14 protein-coding genes, 1 tRNA gene, 1 rRNA gene and 1 pseudogene are annotated in these 15,574 nt (G+C 51.4%); 6 read left to right on the forward strand and 11 right to left on the reverse strand.

What is annotated here, in order from left to right:
* Nucleotides 1-97: 97 nt before the first annotated feature.
* From betB to lptF, 3 genes are all read right to left on the reverse strand, one after another.
* On the reverse strand, nt 98-1,561 hold the full coding sequence (gene betB, locus LVJ83_RS11600) for a betaine-aldehyde dehydrogenase (RefSeq protein ID WP_244784803.1): 1,464 nt from the start codon (nt 1,559-1,561) through the stop codon (nt 98-100).
* 388 nt (nt 1,562-1,949) lie between these two features.
* Nucleotides 1,950-3,050, reverse strand: coding sequence for an LPS export ABC transporter permease LptG (lptG, locus tag LVJ83_RS11605; RefSeq protein ID WP_244784805.1), 1,101 nt, complete (start codon nt 3,048-3,050; stop codon nt 1,950-1,952).
* Nucleotides 3,047-4,159: an LPS export ABC transporter permease LptF gene (gene lptF, locus LVJ83_RS11610; RefSeq protein ID WP_244784807.1), complete on the reverse strand. Its 1,113-nt coding sequence runs from the start codon at nt 4,157-4,159 to the stop codon at nt 3,047-3,049. The genes lptG and lptF overlap by 4 nt, the downstream gene beginning before the upstream one ends.
* Nucleotides 4,160-4,312: 153 nt before the next feature.
* On the opposite strand from lptF, the gene LVJ83_RS11615 reads away from it, so the two are divergent.
* Nucleotides 4,313-5,737, forward strand: a complete 1,425-nt coding sequence (locus tag LVJ83_RS11615) for a leucyl aminopeptidase (protein ID WP_342345073.1) — start codon at nt 4,313-4,315, stop codon at nt 5,735-5,737.
* A 327-nt stretch (nt 5,738-6,064) separates the two neighbouring features.
* On the opposite strand, the gene LVJ83_RS11620 is transcribed toward LVJ83_RS11615, so the two are convergent.
* Nucleotides 6,065-6,472, reverse strand: a complete 408-nt coding sequence (locus tag LVJ83_RS11620) for a hypothetical protein (RefSeq protein WP_244784811.1) — start codon at nt 6,470-6,472, stop codon at nt 6,065-6,067.
* Here LVJ83_RS11620 and LVJ83_RS11625 point away from each other — a divergent pair.
* The gene (locus LVJ83_RS11625) at nt 6,459-6,899 is read left to right on the forward strand and encodes a DNA polymerase III subunit chi (RefSeq protein ID WP_244784813.1); all 441 of its coding nucleotides are present in this window, start codon (nt 6,459-6,461) and stop codon (nt 6,897-6,899) included. The two genes, LVJ83_RS11620 and LVJ83_RS11625, sit on opposite strands and share 14 nt — an antisense overlap.
* 281 nt (nt 6,900-7,180) lie before the next feature.
* On the opposite strand, the gene trhP is transcribed toward LVJ83_RS11625, so the two are convergent.
* The 3 genes from trhP to LVJ83_RS11640 all read right to left on the reverse strand — a co-directional run bounded on the left by trhP (nt 7,181) and on the right by LVJ83_RS11640 (nt 10,318).
* On the reverse strand, nt 7,181-8,536 hold the full coding sequence (trhP, locus tag LVJ83_RS11630; protein WP_244784815.1) for a prephenate-dependent tRNA uridine(34) hydroxylase TrhP: 1,356 nt from the start codon (nt 8,534-8,536) through the stop codon (nt 7,181-7,183).
* 201 nt (nt 8,537-8,737) lie between these two features.
* Nucleotides 8,738-9,757, reverse strand: coding sequence for a TraB/GumN family protein (locus LVJ83_RS11635; RefSeq protein ID WP_244784817.1), 1,020 nt, complete (start codon nt 9,755-9,757; stop codon nt 8,738-8,740).
* Nucleotides 9,758-9,928: 171 nt separating this feature from the next.
* Nucleotides 9,929-10,318 (reverse strand): hypothetical protein, encoded by a 390-nt coding sequence (locus tag LVJ83_RS11640; RefSeq protein WP_244784819.1) that lies wholly within the window; start codon nt 10,316-10,318, stop codon nt 9,929-9,931.
* A gap of 720 nt (nt 10,319-11,038) precedes the next feature.
* Between LVJ83_RS11640 and LVJ83_RS11645 the strand changes: the two genes are divergently transcribed.
* Nucleotides 11,039-11,185, forward strand: coding sequence for a hypothetical protein (locus LVJ83_RS11645; protein WP_244784820.1), 147 nt, complete (start codon nt 11,039-11,041; stop codon nt 11,183-11,185).
* Between the two features lie 909 nt (nt 11,186-12,094).
* On the opposite strand, the gene rpmA is transcribed toward LVJ83_RS11645, so the two are convergent.
* Together rpmA and rplU are read right to left on the reverse strand one after the other, a co-directional pair.
* Nucleotides 12,095-12,367 (reverse strand): 50S ribosomal protein L27, encoded by a 273-nt coding sequence (gene rpmA, locus LVJ83_RS11650; RefSeq protein ID WP_244784822.1) that lies wholly within the window; start codon nt 12,365-12,367, stop codon nt 12,095-12,097.
* A gap of 26 nt (nt 12,368-12,393) precedes the next feature.
* Nucleotides 12,394-12,702 (reverse strand): 50S ribosomal protein L21, encoded by a 309-nt coding sequence (gene rplU, locus LVJ83_RS11655; RefSeq protein ID WP_095503237.1) that lies wholly within the window; start codon nt 12,700-12,702, stop codon nt 12,394-12,396.
* A 406-nt stretch (nt 12,703-13,108) separates the two neighbouring features.
* Here rplU and LVJ83_RS11660 point away from each other — a divergent pair, with 406 nt between their 5' ends.
* From LVJ83_RS11660 to LVJ83_RS11670, 3 genes and pseudogenes are all read left to right on the forward strand, one after another.
* Nucleotides 13,109-14,083 (forward strand): polyprenyl synthetase family protein, encoded by a 975-nt coding sequence (locus LVJ83_RS11660; protein ID WP_244787774.1) that lies wholly within the window; start codon nt 13,109-13,111, stop codon nt 14,081-14,083.
* Between the two features lie 53 nt (nt 14,084-14,136).
* A tRNA-Arg gene (locus tag LVJ83_RS11665) sits at nt 14,137-14,211 on the forward strand.
* A gap of 38 nt (nt 14,212-14,249) precedes the next feature.
* Nucleotides 14,250-14,456, forward strand: a pseudogene (locus LVJ83_RS11670) (IS30 family transposase); the annotation flags it as partial.
* 430 nt (nt 14,457-14,886) lie between these two features.
* On the opposite strand, the gene LVJ83_RS11675 reads toward LVJ83_RS11670, so the two are convergent.
* On the reverse strand, nt 14,887-15,177 hold the full coding sequence (locus LVJ83_RS11675; RefSeq protein WP_244784473.1) for a ComEA family DNA-binding protein: 291 nt from the start codon (nt 15,175-15,177) through the stop codon (nt 14,887-14,889).
* Nucleotides 15,178-15,423: 246 nt separating this feature from the next.
* Nucleotides 15,424-15,536 (reverse strand): 5S ribosomal RNA (rrf, locus tag LVJ83_RS11680).
* Between the last annotated feature and the right edge of the window lie 38 nt (nt 15,537-15,574).

Raw genomic sequence — 15,574 nt, forward strand, 5'->3', positions numbered from 1 at the left:
CACGATGGTTTCGAGTTAAATGCATGATGGTGGTCAGGGCATACCCGTTGGCATGGCGGTATTGCAGGCACAGCCTATGGCTGATTTTCAGACGGCCTTAAAACACCGACACAAAATCGCCCAATTCCACCTGCACCGATTTGGTTTGGGTGTAGTGCAGCAGCGTTTGCACGCCGTTTTCGCGGCCGATGCCGGATTGTTTGTAGCCGCCGACAGGCATTTGTGCGGGCGATTCGCCCCAGCTGTTAATCCAGCAGATACCGGCTTCGATTTGGCCGATGATGCGGTGGGCGCGTTTCAAATCGGGCGTCACCACACCGGCGGCAAGGCCGTATTCGGTGGCGTTGGCGCGCACGATGGCTTCTTCTTCGGTGGTGTAAGTGAGGATGCTCATCACCGGGCCGAAAATTTCTTCGCACACGATGGCCATATTGTCGAGGCAGTCGGTAAACACGGTAGGGGCAACATAAGCGCCTTCGTCAAACGGTTGCTGATGCAAACGGCTGCCGCCGGCCAGTAGGCGCGCGCCTTCGGCTTTGCCTTTTTCGATGTAAGCAAGCACTTTCTCCATATGCGGAAAGCTGGCCAGCGGACCGAAGTTGGTGTGGGTGTCGAGCGGGTCGCCGATTTGGATGCGCGCCACCCGCTCCAGCACCGCTGTTTCAAAGGCTTCTTTCATCTTGGCCGGCACAAACACGCGTGTGCCGTTAGTGCACACTTGCCCCGAGCTGTAAAAATTGGCCATCATGGCAATGTCGGCGGCCAGGTTTACATCGGCATCGGTGCAGATAATCAGCGGTGATTTGCCGCCCAATTCCATGGTGGTTTCTTTCAAGCTTGAGGCGGCGGCCTGTGCCATCACTTTTTTGCCGGTCGCCACGCCGCCGGTAAAGGATACTTTGGCGATGTCGGGGTGCTCGCTGAGTGCGCTGCCGACACGGTAATCGCCTTGCACCACATTAAACACGCCGTCGGGCAGCCCGGCTTCGGTGAAAATTTCCGCCAGCTTGAGTGCGCTCAAGGGCGTGATTTCGCTGGGCTTGAATACCATGGCATTGCCGGCCGCCAGCGCCGGAGCGGCTTTCCACATGGCGATTTGAATCGGATAATTCCACGCGCCGATGCCGGCCACCACGCCCAGCGGCTCTTGGCGGGTGTAAACAAAACTGGTATCGCGCAGCGGAATCTGGCGGCCTTCGAGTGCAGCGGACAAACCGGCGTAATATTCGATAACATCGGCACCGGTTACAATGTCTACGTATAAAGTTTCCGACAGCGGTTTGCCGGTGTCGAGCGTTTCCAGCCGTGCCAATTCATCATTGCGCTCGCGTAAAAGCGCCACGGCTTTGAGCAGGATGCGGCTGCGCTCTACCGCAGTCATCGCCGCCCACACTTTCTGAGCGGCACGGGCAGCCGCCACGGCGGTGTCGATTTCCTGAAGTGTGCTTTGCTGGATAGTGGCGAGGGTTTCACCGTTGGCAGGGTTGATGCTGACGAAAGTGTCGGCAGCAGAGTTGGCGGCAACATAGGCGCCGTTAATGTATGCAGTCTGCAAAGTCATGAGATTCCTTCTGATGATTTGTTACACGCTCGAGGGAAACATCACGCATCTTTTCAGACGGCCTGTACGGTTAAACAGCGCTCACAGGCCGTCTGAAAAAGATTTGTGATAAGAATGAATGAGTTAATTTACCTTAACACATTTAGACAACGGTGTCACATTCCAAAATCATAAACAGTCTTCTTCAAGATTCACAGCCATAGGCTTGCGCCAGCTACAGGGCATCACGCTTTATGAAATTTTATCGATGATAAACAAAAACTTATTCTCAGCTTACAAGAACCAGCCACGCGGCTTAAACAAACAATCGAGGCCGTCTGAAAATATTTCAGACGGCCTCGATTAGGTAGGGGCAAAACGCACCTGTAAATCGGATGGTCAGGACACCCTAGCGTTTTTCCTGCCTACGGATTAGATACACTCCCAACAGCCCGAACAACAAGGTCGGCAGCAGTGCGGCCACCACCGGCGGTACGCCGTAAAGCTGGCTGGTAAAGCCGAACAGGCGGCCGGCAAAATGGAAAGCCAACCCCAAGCAGATACCGAAAAACAATTTCAAGCCCATATTGCCGTGGCGAGTGGATTGCGGTGTAAACGCCAGCGCCACCAGCGCCATAATCATTGCGGCAACCGGATACATCAGCTTGCGCCACCAGGCGATTTCATATTGGCGGGTTTGCTGATTGTTGTCTTGCAGATGGCGGATATAGGTGGTGAGCGCCGACACCGACATTTGCTCGGGGTCAACCAGCAGCACATCCAACAAATTGCGTTGCAAGCCGATATCCCATTGCTTTTCTTTGTCAAATTCTGTCTGCACCAAATCAACATCCATCTGGCCGTCGCGCTGTTGCAGCCCGCTCAAACGGCTGCTGTGCACGTTTTGCAAGTGCCAGTTGCTGTCGGCATCAATCGTGGCCGATTCGGCAGCCACCGCCTCCACCAATTGCAGCGCTTCGTTATGCCGCCACGCCTTGATGCCCAGCAGTGTATGGTCGGGCAACATTTCGCGCACATTGATGATGGCATTGCCTTCTTTCAGCCACAAACCCTGGCTGCCGGTGCTGATTTTGCCGCTGAGGGCGCCGGCCTTGAGGTTTTCTGCGCGCTGGCTCAAAGAAGGTGCCAGCCACTCGCCCAATAAGGCGGTGGCCACGGCAAAAATCAGCCCGAATTGCAGCAGCACGGCAATCAGCTTTTGGGTGCTCATGCCGCTGGTTTTCATTACCGTCAATTCGCTGCCCGCAGCCAGTTGGCTCAAGGCAATCAAACCGCCGATCAACACGGCCAGCGGCATCAGCTCATAAGCATGGGCGGGCATCTGCATCAACACATACTGCATCATTTTCCAGCCTGTGTAGCTGCCTTCGCCCACATCGCCGATTTCGCTGATGATGTCGAAAAAGCTGTATAAGGCCAGCAGCGCCAGCAAGGCATACACCGTCATCACGGCCAGCTGGCGGATTAAATAGCGGTTTAGCAATTTCATTTGGCACCGCCTTTCATGCTATTTTTCAATGCCTGCCAAAACGGCTGTGCAGGCATACCGCGCACGCGCAGCAACACCACCGCAATCAGCAGCATCAAGATATGCATCGGCAGCATACCGATCCAGAAATTGAGCTTGCCGTCTTCTACCGCATTCCGTAAGAAGGTAAGGCCGTTTTGGTAAACCAGGTAAAGGCCGATGGCAATCAAAATATTGTAGGTGTGGCCGGTGCGCGGGTTGAAATAAGAAAGCGGCACCGCCAAGATGCTCAACAGCAACACGCTGATCGGCAACGACAAACGCCACATCAATTCAGCCTGATGCTGCGGATCGGCGCTGCCGAACAACTGCATGGTGGGAATGGTGCGGCGGTGTGAAATCGGATCAATGATTTTCGGCGTGGTGCTGATAATCAGGCTCAGGTTTTGAAACGACACCTGGTTGTAATCGGCCTGCCCGGGCGTGCCGCTGTAGCGGTAGCCCTGCTTTAATTCAAGCGTGCGCTTGTTGTCGTTTAGCGCAAAAGTGCCCTCTTTGGCAAACACGATGCTGTCGTTGCCTTTATCATCCTGTTCGCGTAAAAACAGGTTTTTCATGATGCCCGATTCGGTATCGAATGTTTCCACAAAATACACGCGCCCGTTGCTTTTGCCCAAGGTGCGGAATTCGCCCGCCTCCACCAGCGAGAGCTCTTGTTTTTGCTTTAAAATTTCAGCGTATTCGCGGCTGCGCAATTCGGCCCACGGCATCACCCAAAGCTGCATCAGCGCCACCAGCAGGGCAAACGGCACGGCAAACTGCAACACCGGCCGCACCCATTGCTTGAGCGCCAACCCGCACGAGAGCCACACCGACATCTCGCTGTCGCGCCAATAACGGGTGAGCACGGTCAGCGTGCTGATATAGGCGGTCAGCACCAGCAGCAACGGCGTCATGCCGATAATCCAGAAACCCACCAGCGCAGCCACGGCATCAATAGCCACGCGCCCGTCGGCAGCGCGCCCCAACAGGTTGATGGCCTGCGTCGACACCAAAATCGCCAGCAACACCACGAAAATACCGATGGCGGTGAACGAGAGTTCTTTAATAAAATTACGTTGATAAATCATAAATCGCCGATTGGTCTGCGCCCGTATGTTTCAGACGGCCTGAATGGAGTACAATCAAGCCGCATGTAAAGTTTCAGACGGCATTGCAAGGCGCTTATCTCAGGCCGTCTGAAAGATTATTCCGTCTAACCGGTTATCATCAGGAGAATGAACGTGGAATTTAGCACAAAAGCCGAAAAATTGCAGCCGCATCAAACCGGCGCGCTGTTATATGTATGCGCATCCGAAGGCCCCGATACCGCCGACGGCGGCAACCCCACCGCCGCCCTGCTCTACGCGGCGCTGGAACAAGCACAAACGTTTGCCGCCGCCCAAAGCGCCGACAACGGCAGTTTGAAAGCCGTTGCCGTGGTGCGCCTGCAAGATGTGCAGCGCGAAACCATCGAACAGGCCGCCAAAGAAGCCGCCGCCTGGGCGCAGAAGCAAGAAAATGTAAATGTGTGCCTGGCGCCGTTTTGCGAAACAGACTCGCCGCGCGTGGCTGAAATTTTCGCTGCGGCCTTCGGTGAAGCCGTTTACCGTTTTGACCGCTACAAAAAAGAAGCCAAGCCCGCCAAACTGCAAACAGCCGTATTTTATCATGCCGAACACAGCCAAGCGGTTCAAACCGCTCTGGATGTCGCCGCAGCGCAACTTTACGGCTGCAACATCGCCAAAGATCTCGGTAATGCCGCCCCCAACGAATGCACGCCCGAATTTCTGGCCGAAACCGCCAAAGCCGAAGCGGAAAAACTCGGCGCACAAGCCAAAATTCTCGATAAAGACTATATCAAAGACAACATGGGCGCGTTTTGGTCGGTGGCCAAAGGCAGCAAGCAAAAACCTTATCTGGTCGAACTGAGCCATTTCGGTGCAGCCGATAAAAACGAAGCGCCCATCGTGCTGGTGGGCAAAGGCATTACTTTCGACACCGGCGGCATTTCGCTCAAGCCCGGCCTCAATATGGACGAAATGAAATTCGACATGTGCGGCGCCGCTGCCGTTATCGGCACGTTCTGCGCTGCCGTGAAGCTGAAACTGCCCATCAACCTCATCGCCATCGTGCCCACCTGTGAAAACATGCCCTCCGGTGCCGCCAACAAGCCCGGCGACGTGGTCACCAGCATGAAGGGGCTCACCATCGAAGTGCTCAATACCGATGCCGAAGGCCGCCTGATTTTGTGCGACGCCCTCACCTATGCCGAACAGTTCAAACCGAAAGCCGTGATTGATGCCGCCACCCTCACCGGTGCCTGCATTATGGCGCTCGGCCACGATGTGAGCGGTCTGATGGGCAACGACCAAGCGCTTGTCGACAGCCTTTTGGCCGCTTCGCGCGAAACCAACGACAAAGCCTGGCAGCTGCCGCTGTTCGATACCTATAAAGAGCAGCTCAAATCGAATTTCGCCGATATTCCCAATATCGGCACCCCCGGCGCCGGCACCATTACCGCGGCCACATTCTTAGCCTATTTCACCGAAGATTACCCGTGGGCGCACCTCGACATTGCCGGCACCGCCTGGAAATCCGGCAAAGAAAAAGGCGCTACCGGCCGGCCGGTGCCGTTGTTGCTAAACTACTTGCGCAACGTCAGATAAAACACGAAAGCAGGCTCAAAGCCTGCTTTTTTTGCGCCATCATATTATCGGGCTGCATCTTATCGGGTTGCATCGCAGTTTGAAAAAACAAACCGACACGCTACCCGATTAAAGGCCGCCCACACATATATTGGCAACGCCATCAGATGGTTTGTCAAACGGGCATCCAAGCCGTCTGCATCGTTCATACCCATTCACAAAAGTAAGGCGGCGAGGTAAATACAATATAACGATAGAACCGGCAATTTCATAACTGCATTTTTTACATCAATCCGATTGTTTAAAAAAGAAATGAATAAAATATTTTTAGAATTAAAATGGTCGAATCTATAGTATGGCAAGGCGAGCCAACGCAGTTGGCTTATTTTTGTCAATGGTATCAGACGGCCCCAACCAAAAAAGGCCGATAAAGCATCCCCCCTTTGATTGGGATTTTACTTTCACCCTTACCCAACCCGCGCCCGTTACCCTGAATACCGCATAACCGATAATATCGAAGCACACGGCATCGCGGTGCGGCAACGCCAAGCTGCCGGCGTCGATAAAAATAAAAACCGCCAAGCCAAATACCAAGCCATTGGCAACAGCCTTTTTATTACCGCAGACGAAATATTTGATTACCGCAAACTGATGCGGGAAAACTGCCGCCGCCATGCCGCCGGCCGGCAGAAGTCTGAGGCGATTTACGCTATAATCGGGCTTTTCCGCCCCGGAAGCCAGTATGCCTAAAGCCACTTTTTACACCCACGTCGGCAACCCCGCCGCCTTTACCTGCCGCCTGGCCGGCCGCGCCGTGCAAAGTGGCAGCCGGGTGTTGGTATGGTCGGATGCCGAGGAAACGCTGGCGCGGCTTGACGCCGATTTATGGCGCTTTGATCCCGAAAGCTTTCTGCCCCACGAAATCTGGTATCCCGGCAGCCCCTTCCCACCACACACACCGCTGCTGTTGGCAGCAGGCACCCATCTGCCCGACATCGGCGAAGGCTGGGCCGTGCTCAACCTTTCCCCCGACTTTTGGAGCCAAGCCCCCACTTTACCCGCCCGCGTGCTCGAAATCGTCAGCGATAATCTGGAAGACTTGGCCGAAGCACGCGAACGCTTTAAGGCTTACCGGCAACACAGTTTCGAAATCGAACACCACAATATGCAGGGCAAAGCTTAGGGGGTTCTCCAGGCCGTCTGAAAACTGTGAAAGCAACCATTTTACCAGCTGATACAAATCAATACCGTTTCATAAAAAAACCTGACCGCATTGATCAGGGATGCTGTGTGGCTGCTGAATAGTGTCTCTCATTTCCGTATCCGGCAGAGCCTGCTGAAACCCTGCATGATGCGCAAACGGCTTCAACAGACCCGGCCCACGGCTTCAGAATATTTTGAAGATGTGCCCATTCACAAAAGCAAGCCCGCCCGCGGCAGCAAATCTGCCGCATCCAACGGGTATTACGGGTTCATCACCCGCGCCAGCAACGCTTTTTCCTTGCCCTGCATTTGCGGGATTTTCACTTCGATGCCGTTGCCGGGCGCCACTTCCACCGCTTCGCCTTTGCGCGTCATCGCTTCCAGCACCACAGTTTGGTTGCCGCTCGGGTGGATGATTTCCAGCGTGTCGCCCACGCTGAATTTGTTTTTCACTTCCACCGTTGCCCACCCTTCGCTGTCGATGTCGGTTATCTGGCCGACAAACTGGCTTTGTTTGGCCAGCGAATGGCCGGAAAGATAGTTTTGATAATCTTTGGTTTGATGGCGCTCCAAAAAACCGGGCGTGTAGCCGCGGTTGGCGAGGCCTTCCAGTTCCGCCAACAAGCCGTAATCGAACGGCCGCCCGGCCACGGCATCATCAATGGCTTTGCGGTAAGCCTGCGCCACACGGGCAACGTAATACACCGATTTGGTGCGCCCTTCCACTTTCAGGCTGTCGACGCCGATTTCGGCCAATTTGGCCACTTGCTCAATGGCGCGCAAGTCTTTGGAATTCATGATGTACGTGCCGTGCTCATCTTCCATAATCGGCATCAGCTCGCCGGGGCGGTTGGCTTCTTCAATCAGAAACACTTTATCGGCGGCAGGATGGCGGATTTGGCCGTTGATGCCTTCGAAAGCGGCATTGGCTTCTTCTTGCGCTTTATTGAAATCAAAGCCTTGCAGCAGTTTGGCATCGCCCATTTCATCGATGGCGGTGTCGTGTACTTTGTAATCCCAACGGCAGGCGTTGGTGCAGGTGCCTTGGTTGGGATCGCGGTGATTGAAATAGCCGGAAAGCAGGCAGCGGCCGGAATAAGCGATACACAAGGCGCCGTGCACAAACACTTCCAATTCGATATCGGGGCATTGTTGGCGGATTTCGGCGATTTCGTCCATGCTCAATTCGCGCGACAGAATAATGCGCTCAACACCGATTTTCTGCCAGAATTTCACACCCCACCAGTTGGTGGTGTTGGCTTGCACCGATAAATGAACCGGCACTTGCGGCCAGCGCTCGCGCACATTCATAATCAGGCCGGGGTCAGCCATAATCAGCGCATCGGGCTGCATGGCAATCAAAGGCTCCATATCGGCCATAAAGGTTTTCAGCTTGCTGTTGTGCGGCAGCGTATTAACGGTGAGAAAGAATTTTTTGCCGCGCGCGTGCGCTTCGCTGATGCCGGTTTCGAGTACTTCGAGTTTGGCAAATTCGTTATTGCGGGCGCGCAAAGAATAGCGGGGCGAACCGGCATATACGGCATCGGCGCCGTAATCAAAGGCGGCGCGCATGCGTTCGAGGCCGCCGGCGGGCAGAAGAAGCTCTGGGGATTTCATGTGTGTGCAAACCTGATAAATGTTTTCAGACGGCCTTTACCTCATGGAAAGGCCGTCTGAAAGAAAAGATGTAGCTGTTCAATGAATAATCATACCTTATGGCTTCGCCTTGCCATACTGCCCTCGGCTCCGCTGCTCCGTATGATGATGCCGTTGAACAACTCTAGAATGTTGAAATTATCCGCTTTTTTGATTGCGGGGTCAATTTTCCAACGATGTGCGAACAGATTCGGGCAACACCGGCGTAACCTGATAGCCGACCTGCCGCAAGCGCAAAATCAGTCCTTGTTCGCCAAACAGATGCGCCGCCCCCACCGCCACTAGTGTAGGTTTTTGCGGCAGAATCTCAATCAGCCGGGGCAGCCATTGCTGGTTGCGCTCAATCAGCAGTTTCTGATACATAAAATCATGCCAATACGCATGATCTTGTTTCGGCTGGTATTTTAACTGTGTTTGCGGATTGCTGATTTCCTGCCACAAAGCGCCGGCACGGCCGGCCTGATAATCTTCGACCAATTTTTTCTGTTCCGACAATACCGCCCGATGATGACGGATGAGCATATCCAGGCTGCGTTTGACGGTGTTTTCGGGAATGGCGTTAAAATAATGCAAAGGCTCTGACCGCTCCAACGCAATCACCGGTTTTTGCTGCTTTTGTGCCGCCTCAATCAATAAATTATCTACGCCGTATTGGTAAGAATAGCCTTTAGGCGAATACGCGGTCTGCAACATCGCCCACACCACCCACGGTTTATCATGGCGGCTGCCGCTGATGTCTATCGGATCATGCCCTTGCGCAGCCATACGGCTGAGCGCCCACACCCTGGCGCGACCGAGCGATTGGTTCAAAGTGCGCTTATCGCTCATCAATTGCATCATGCGCGCAGCTTCGGCGGCATGGCGCGGCTGGGCAAGCTCGTCGGCATTCGACTCCACCACCACTTGCGCCACCTTATCCAGCGCCTGTTGCGGCAAGGCGCCCAAACGGCTGCCCACTTTGCCCACATGCACAGTGCCGAGCAGATAAGCATCGGGGCGGCCGCTTTTGCTTACTTTCCATAAAAAAGTATCTGCTTCCGGTGCGCCGCGGGCAAAACTGACGGCCGTTGCCAACAATGTCAGCAAAAATAACAGGTATTTCGGCATGGCTTTCCCAAACTCACATTCAGACGGCCTCACAAACACAGATGAGGCCGTCTGAAACCTATTCACAAAATTCATCTGATGGCGTTGACACGCCTGAACTCAAAGAGAGTCGGTTGCGCTAAGCTGTTGAAGCGCCAAACCAGCAGCCCCCGCACCACCTGTATTGCCTCCGGCTTGCCGCCTTATTCACTGACTTTTGTCAATAGGTATGAAACCATTTATCACACACTTTTTATCCCAACACGGCTACCAGCGGTAAAAAGGCCGTCTGAACGGATAGTAAAAGTGATCCCAATAATCATCATAATAATAACGCATCTCGCGCAAGCGCTGTTGCGAAATATAGTTTTGCCAAGCCATTTTGTAACAGGCTTGAAACATCGGGTCGGCCACTTTATCAACATATTGCAACCTGAATGCCTGCCGTTGTTGTTCGGTTTGCCCCGGCGGCGGATCAAACTGCATGCGCATCAAATCAGCCGTTTCCCGGTCACACTGGCCGGCCAGCGCCACTTGCAGGTTTTGCTCATATTGCTTTTGCGCCGCCGCTCGCGCTGCTTTTTGTTCGGGCGTAGTGGCGCAGGCCGCCAGCAGCAAGGCTGCAGATAAGGTTAAGGCCGTCTGAAAAGTTTTCATTTCACGCTCCTTTGATAAGCCATGCAGCCAATTTACGCCACTTTGTATCCATGTTGCAAGCCCAAGACACTATGGCATGGCATCAAAATCAAACAACAGGCATACCGCCTTATAGCGGCATCCGCACTGCCCTGTCACCTCAGCACCCTAACCATTTTTTATGAGGTTTTTTTTGTTTCTGAAAATGCGGATGCCCGTCAAGAAACGCAACACAAGCAAACATCATCTCACGCGGTTTTTTAACACGACAGATGTGTTTTCAGAGGCGAAATACACCTGTCAATCCAATGATCAGAATTTACTTTTTGAATAAATATAGTGCCATTCCCCCGCAAAAAGCATCGCAGACAGACACATATATGCAACATTTTACGCCGTTTTCAACATCAATTTCAGACGAAAGGTGTAAATTTCAAACGAACGGCTTGACGATAACCTGCTTTATTTTCATACTATAAGCACAATTTCTGCACAGCAGAAATAAAGACGTGAATCGCTTCAATCTCTTATCACCAGGGTGTCTTGATGTGTCGCTTCCGCGAGGATTTTTACCCCCTGCAAATGCAGATTTATCTGATTTGGCACAGTACACCACAGCAGAGATGAAGCTGTTTCACCATACGGGATAAAAGCAGTATCGGGTTGTGATGCGCAAATGCAAATTTATCAGCCCGTCTGCAATAAAAAATAATGTGAAAACTTTCTGATTCGGAACTTACCATGATTGACCGCTTAATGCCCCTTTTCGCCATTATCGGCGTATTATCCAGCCTCGGCTACCTGAGCCTGATGGCGTGGGTGATGTATCGGAATCTGACCCGCAGCAAGAAAAAACCGCTTGCTGCACACAGAACCGAACACGCCTGATTCCACCACAAAACTACCAAGGCCGTCTGAAACACCGCGGGTGTTTCAGACGGCCTTGGTTGCTTTAAATCTAACATACTATTCACGCACTCTAAAACCTTTGTCACATTTCTGCTATGTCCATCACAAAAACAGCCCAATTGGCTCGCTTTGCCGTACCGGCACACTGTCTTCAACTCGCCGCCTTGTCAGCCTACTTTTTTGAGTGGGTGTGAAAGCAATACAAAACTTTTGATTAACGTTATTCCGACGCCGACAAAAATCCCCGTCTGATGTTCAAATATATGATCTGAAATGAATTTTACGCCCCAAACACAGATAACACAGCTTAAGCTCCAGCCAAATAAGCGCTACTTATCTCTACCTCTTCAGACTTACCTGCCCGCAATCAATGACATCCATTCGATAAAGAAGCTGATCCGGCAGGCAAGGCAGTATGGCAAGCTAGGGTATCCTGACCATTCATATATCATCATCTTTTTTGCGCTAAAAGCACATCTGCTGCGTTAAAAAGCCTCGCAAGATGTCCAATCTTGCTACGTTTTTTTGCCTGGCATCTGTACTTTTATCGCAAAAAATCTGAATAATTCTGAATGGTCAGGACACCCTAGTGGATGAGCTGCAATAACAGCATGCAGACAAATACAAGACAGATTGACTTCTGCACTACAGCACCAAAGCTAAGCCGCCCCCTTTATAATTCAGGCCAGCCGGCGCGATCGGGTTATTTTTATGAAAAGTCATTAATTGTCCGAGCAACCAATGCAGCACTTCAAGATCTTAACAAACCGCTTTTTAAACTTCAGATAAGGCAGCACAATTCATTTTTCTTTTGAATCTGCATATTCTCAAATTACATAATCAAAAACCCCGCCAAGGCGGGGTTTCAGATAAAACCAGACGAACAGATTATTCGTCGGCACCGGTATACGGACGTACACTAACGGTTTTACGGTTCAAAGCACCTTTGACTTTAAACTCAACATAACCATCTACTTTGGCGAACAAAGTATGGTCTTTGCCCATGCCTACGTTGTCACCGGCGTGAAAGCGGGTGCCGCGTTGGCGTACGATGATTGAACCGGCAGGAATCAGCTCGCTGCCATAGGCTTTTACGCCCAGGCGTTTGGCTTCTGAATCGCGACCGTTTTTAGAGCTACCACCAGCTTTTTTGGTTGCCATTTTACGTTACTCCTAAACTGTTTAAATTAAGCGATTGCCACGATTTCGATTTGGGTGAAATTTTGGCGGTGGCCTTGGCGTTTTTGATAGTGCTTGCGGCGACGCATTTTAAAAATGCGTACTTTCTCGCCACGGCCATGAGCAACCACTTTAGCAGTTACTTTTGCGCCTTCGATAAAAGGGGCACCTACTTTTACAGATTCGCCGTCAGCAATCATCAAAACTTCGTTCAGTTCGATTTGGCTGTCGAGTTCGGCTGGTATCTGTTCTACTTTCAATTTTTCGCCAACGGTAACTTTGTATTGTTTACCGCCGGTTTTTACGACCGCGTACATACTCAACTCCATGAGAATTTCAATTAACTATCCGCACACCATGCACGGAATCGGGTATTATATTTTCTTTTTCTAGCCCTGTCAAAGATTTATTCAATTAAATCAAATACCCTTCTGCAAAAACATTTAACCAAAGTCATCACTCACCCATACCGTACAAGCATATTTTTCACCGATAATCCATGCAATTACCTATCATTGCTGCTATAATTAGCAGCTGTATCACCTGCAAACAATGCTTTAGCGTCATCGGATATTGAACTTCCCAAACAGCTTTTCAAATCTAAACCGCTGCATGCAGGAAAAAATACGCGAAAATATTCAGCAGCCATTTCCACTGAAATCACTGCCCAATATTAAATACCGGCAACGCTCAAATACAAACCAACAACGAAGTCGAAAAGCCATGCTTGAAAACCTGCCTTATTTCCAACGCCATTTACCTGACGATCTTGCTAAAGTAAACGTTGTCATCAATCAGGCTGTGCAATCTGAAGTGGCTCTGATTTCACAAATCGGCACCTATATCATTAGTGCCGGCGGTAAACGCTTACGTCCTATTATTACGATATTGGCAGGAAAAGTGCTCGGTTATGATCAGCCGCAGCTTTATTCTCTGGCTGCGATGGTAGAATTTATCCACACCTCCACTTTATTGCATGATGACGTTGTCGATGAAAGTGATTTGCGCCGCGGACGCAAAACGGCCAATAATCTTTTTGGCAATGCTGCTGCGGTCTTAGTGGGAGACTTTCTGTATACCCGCGCCTTTCAGCTGATGGTTGGCTCCGGCAGTATGAAAATTCTTGAAGTGATGGCCGATGCTACCAATATTATTGCTGAAGGCGAAGTCATGCAGCTGATGAATATCGGCAATGTAGACATCTCCGAGCAAGAATATTTGCAAGTTATCCAATATAAGACTGCCAAATTATTCGAAGCAGCCGCACAAGTCGGCGCTATTTTAGCCGGCGCCACGCCCGAGCAAGAGCAAGCCCTAAAAGATTATGGCATGTATGTCGGCACAGCTTTTCAAATTATCGATGATGTTCTGGATTACTCGGGAGATACTGATGAAATCGGCAAGAATGTTGGTGATGACCTCGCCGAAGGCAAACCGACTCTGCCATTAATTTATCTGATGCAACAAGGCAGCCCAGAAGCCGCTAAAGATGTTCGTCATGCCCTGGAAAATGCAGATCGCAGTTATTTCACTAAAATCCACCAGCATGTTACCTTATCTGATGCATTACCTTATTCGATTAATGAAGCACGTAAAGCCGTTGAACAAGCACTTACCTGTCTAAGCATTTTACCGGACAATGAAATCACTCAAGCCATGCACCAACTGGCGCGAGAATCATTGGCCAGAGTTTCCTGAAACATCGAAATTTTTACAAACAACTAAATTCCCTACCTCCTTGCCCCACCAATCCCGCCGTAGTTCAACGGATAGAACGTATGCCTCCTAAGCGTAAAATACAGGTTCGATTCCTGTCGGCGGGGCCATTGCATTGGGTCAAAACTTATTTCGGCAGCCTATCTCTCATAAGGAAAAGGGCTGCAATGAAAACACCAACGGTCTTATCCGCCCATACTTTCCAAAGAAAACGGATTTCAGGTTGTTCAGTAAGCGCCAGATTAAGGCTGTTTAGGATGCATTGGATCATCGTTCGAGAAAAAAACTTAGCCATGAAACGCCCAGTGCTTTATTCTTGAGTGTTCAAACCTTTACTTCCAAGTGTTGCACTTGAAATGCAAACCTAAGGCCGTCTGAAACATTCAAACAACCTTAGTAAAGCCCCTTAATAACAGCAAACCGCAGCCAAAGCTCCCCGCAATAAGCAGATTGCTATCGAAGCCACTTCCTGATATTCCTGTCTAACCGTGTCCATTCTCCCAACAACAAACCATCAGCAGCTATCCGACATGCAGGCTGCAGCCCGATGCAGTAAAAGCCTTCAAGACACTTTCAGACGGCATCGTTCAAGCAACGGAGTCGGTTTAACCGCAGTTTGAATAAATGGTATCAAACGTATCGCAATCATTGAAACGAAATAAGCCAAGGTGCCGCGGCAGCAACCCGGCGGGCACCGCCGCCAACACCCGGTATTGTGCAGCCGCCATTCCCCCCTAAAGCAAAGGCCGCCCGAACGGGCAGCCTTCAAACAGCTAAACGCAGCATCACGGCTTCTTAAGCGCAGGCTTGGCCTTCTTCGCCGCCGCCCCCGATACCGAAGCCTCATCCTTCAGACGGTTGTAAATACCGTCTCCGATCCCCTTCACGTTCTTCAGCTCCTCCACACTTTTGAAGTTGCCATTGCGGCTGCGGTACTCTACAATCGCCGCCGCTTTCGAGGGGCCGATGCCCGGCAGGGCTTTGAGCTCTTCTTCCCCGGCGGTGTTGATGTTGACCGCCGCCAGCGAGAAGCCGGTGCTTATCAGCGCCAGTGCGCCCCAAATCAGTTTTTTCATATTGTTTTCCTTCGTAATGTTGTTCGGCCTTCACCGGCAGCCTCTGCTGCATGCCGGCATTTGTTTATGATAAGGGTATTTTTTGATGCGTTCAAATATTTTTACTGCATTAACGGTTATGTGCCCGAATATTGCGCCGGTTTGTCGCAATCGGGCAACAGCAAGAGGCTGTTGGGGCCGTCCACCCGCCAACCACCCACAGAATAAAGCCCCGATACGTTTCCGTATCGGGGCTCTTGAATGGGTGTCTGGCAGTGACCTACTTTCACATGGGTATCCACACTATCATCGGCGCTGAGTCGTTTCACGGTCCTGTTCGGGATGGGAAGGCGTGGGACCAACTCGCTATGGCCGCCAGACTTAAACTGTACAAATTGCTAAAGCCGTCGCAACATGG

It is taken from the genome of Uruburuella testudinis, assembly GCF_022870865.1.
GTDB lineage: Bacteria > Pseudomonadota > Gammaproteobacteria > Burkholderiales > Neisseriaceae > Neisseria > Neisseria testudinis.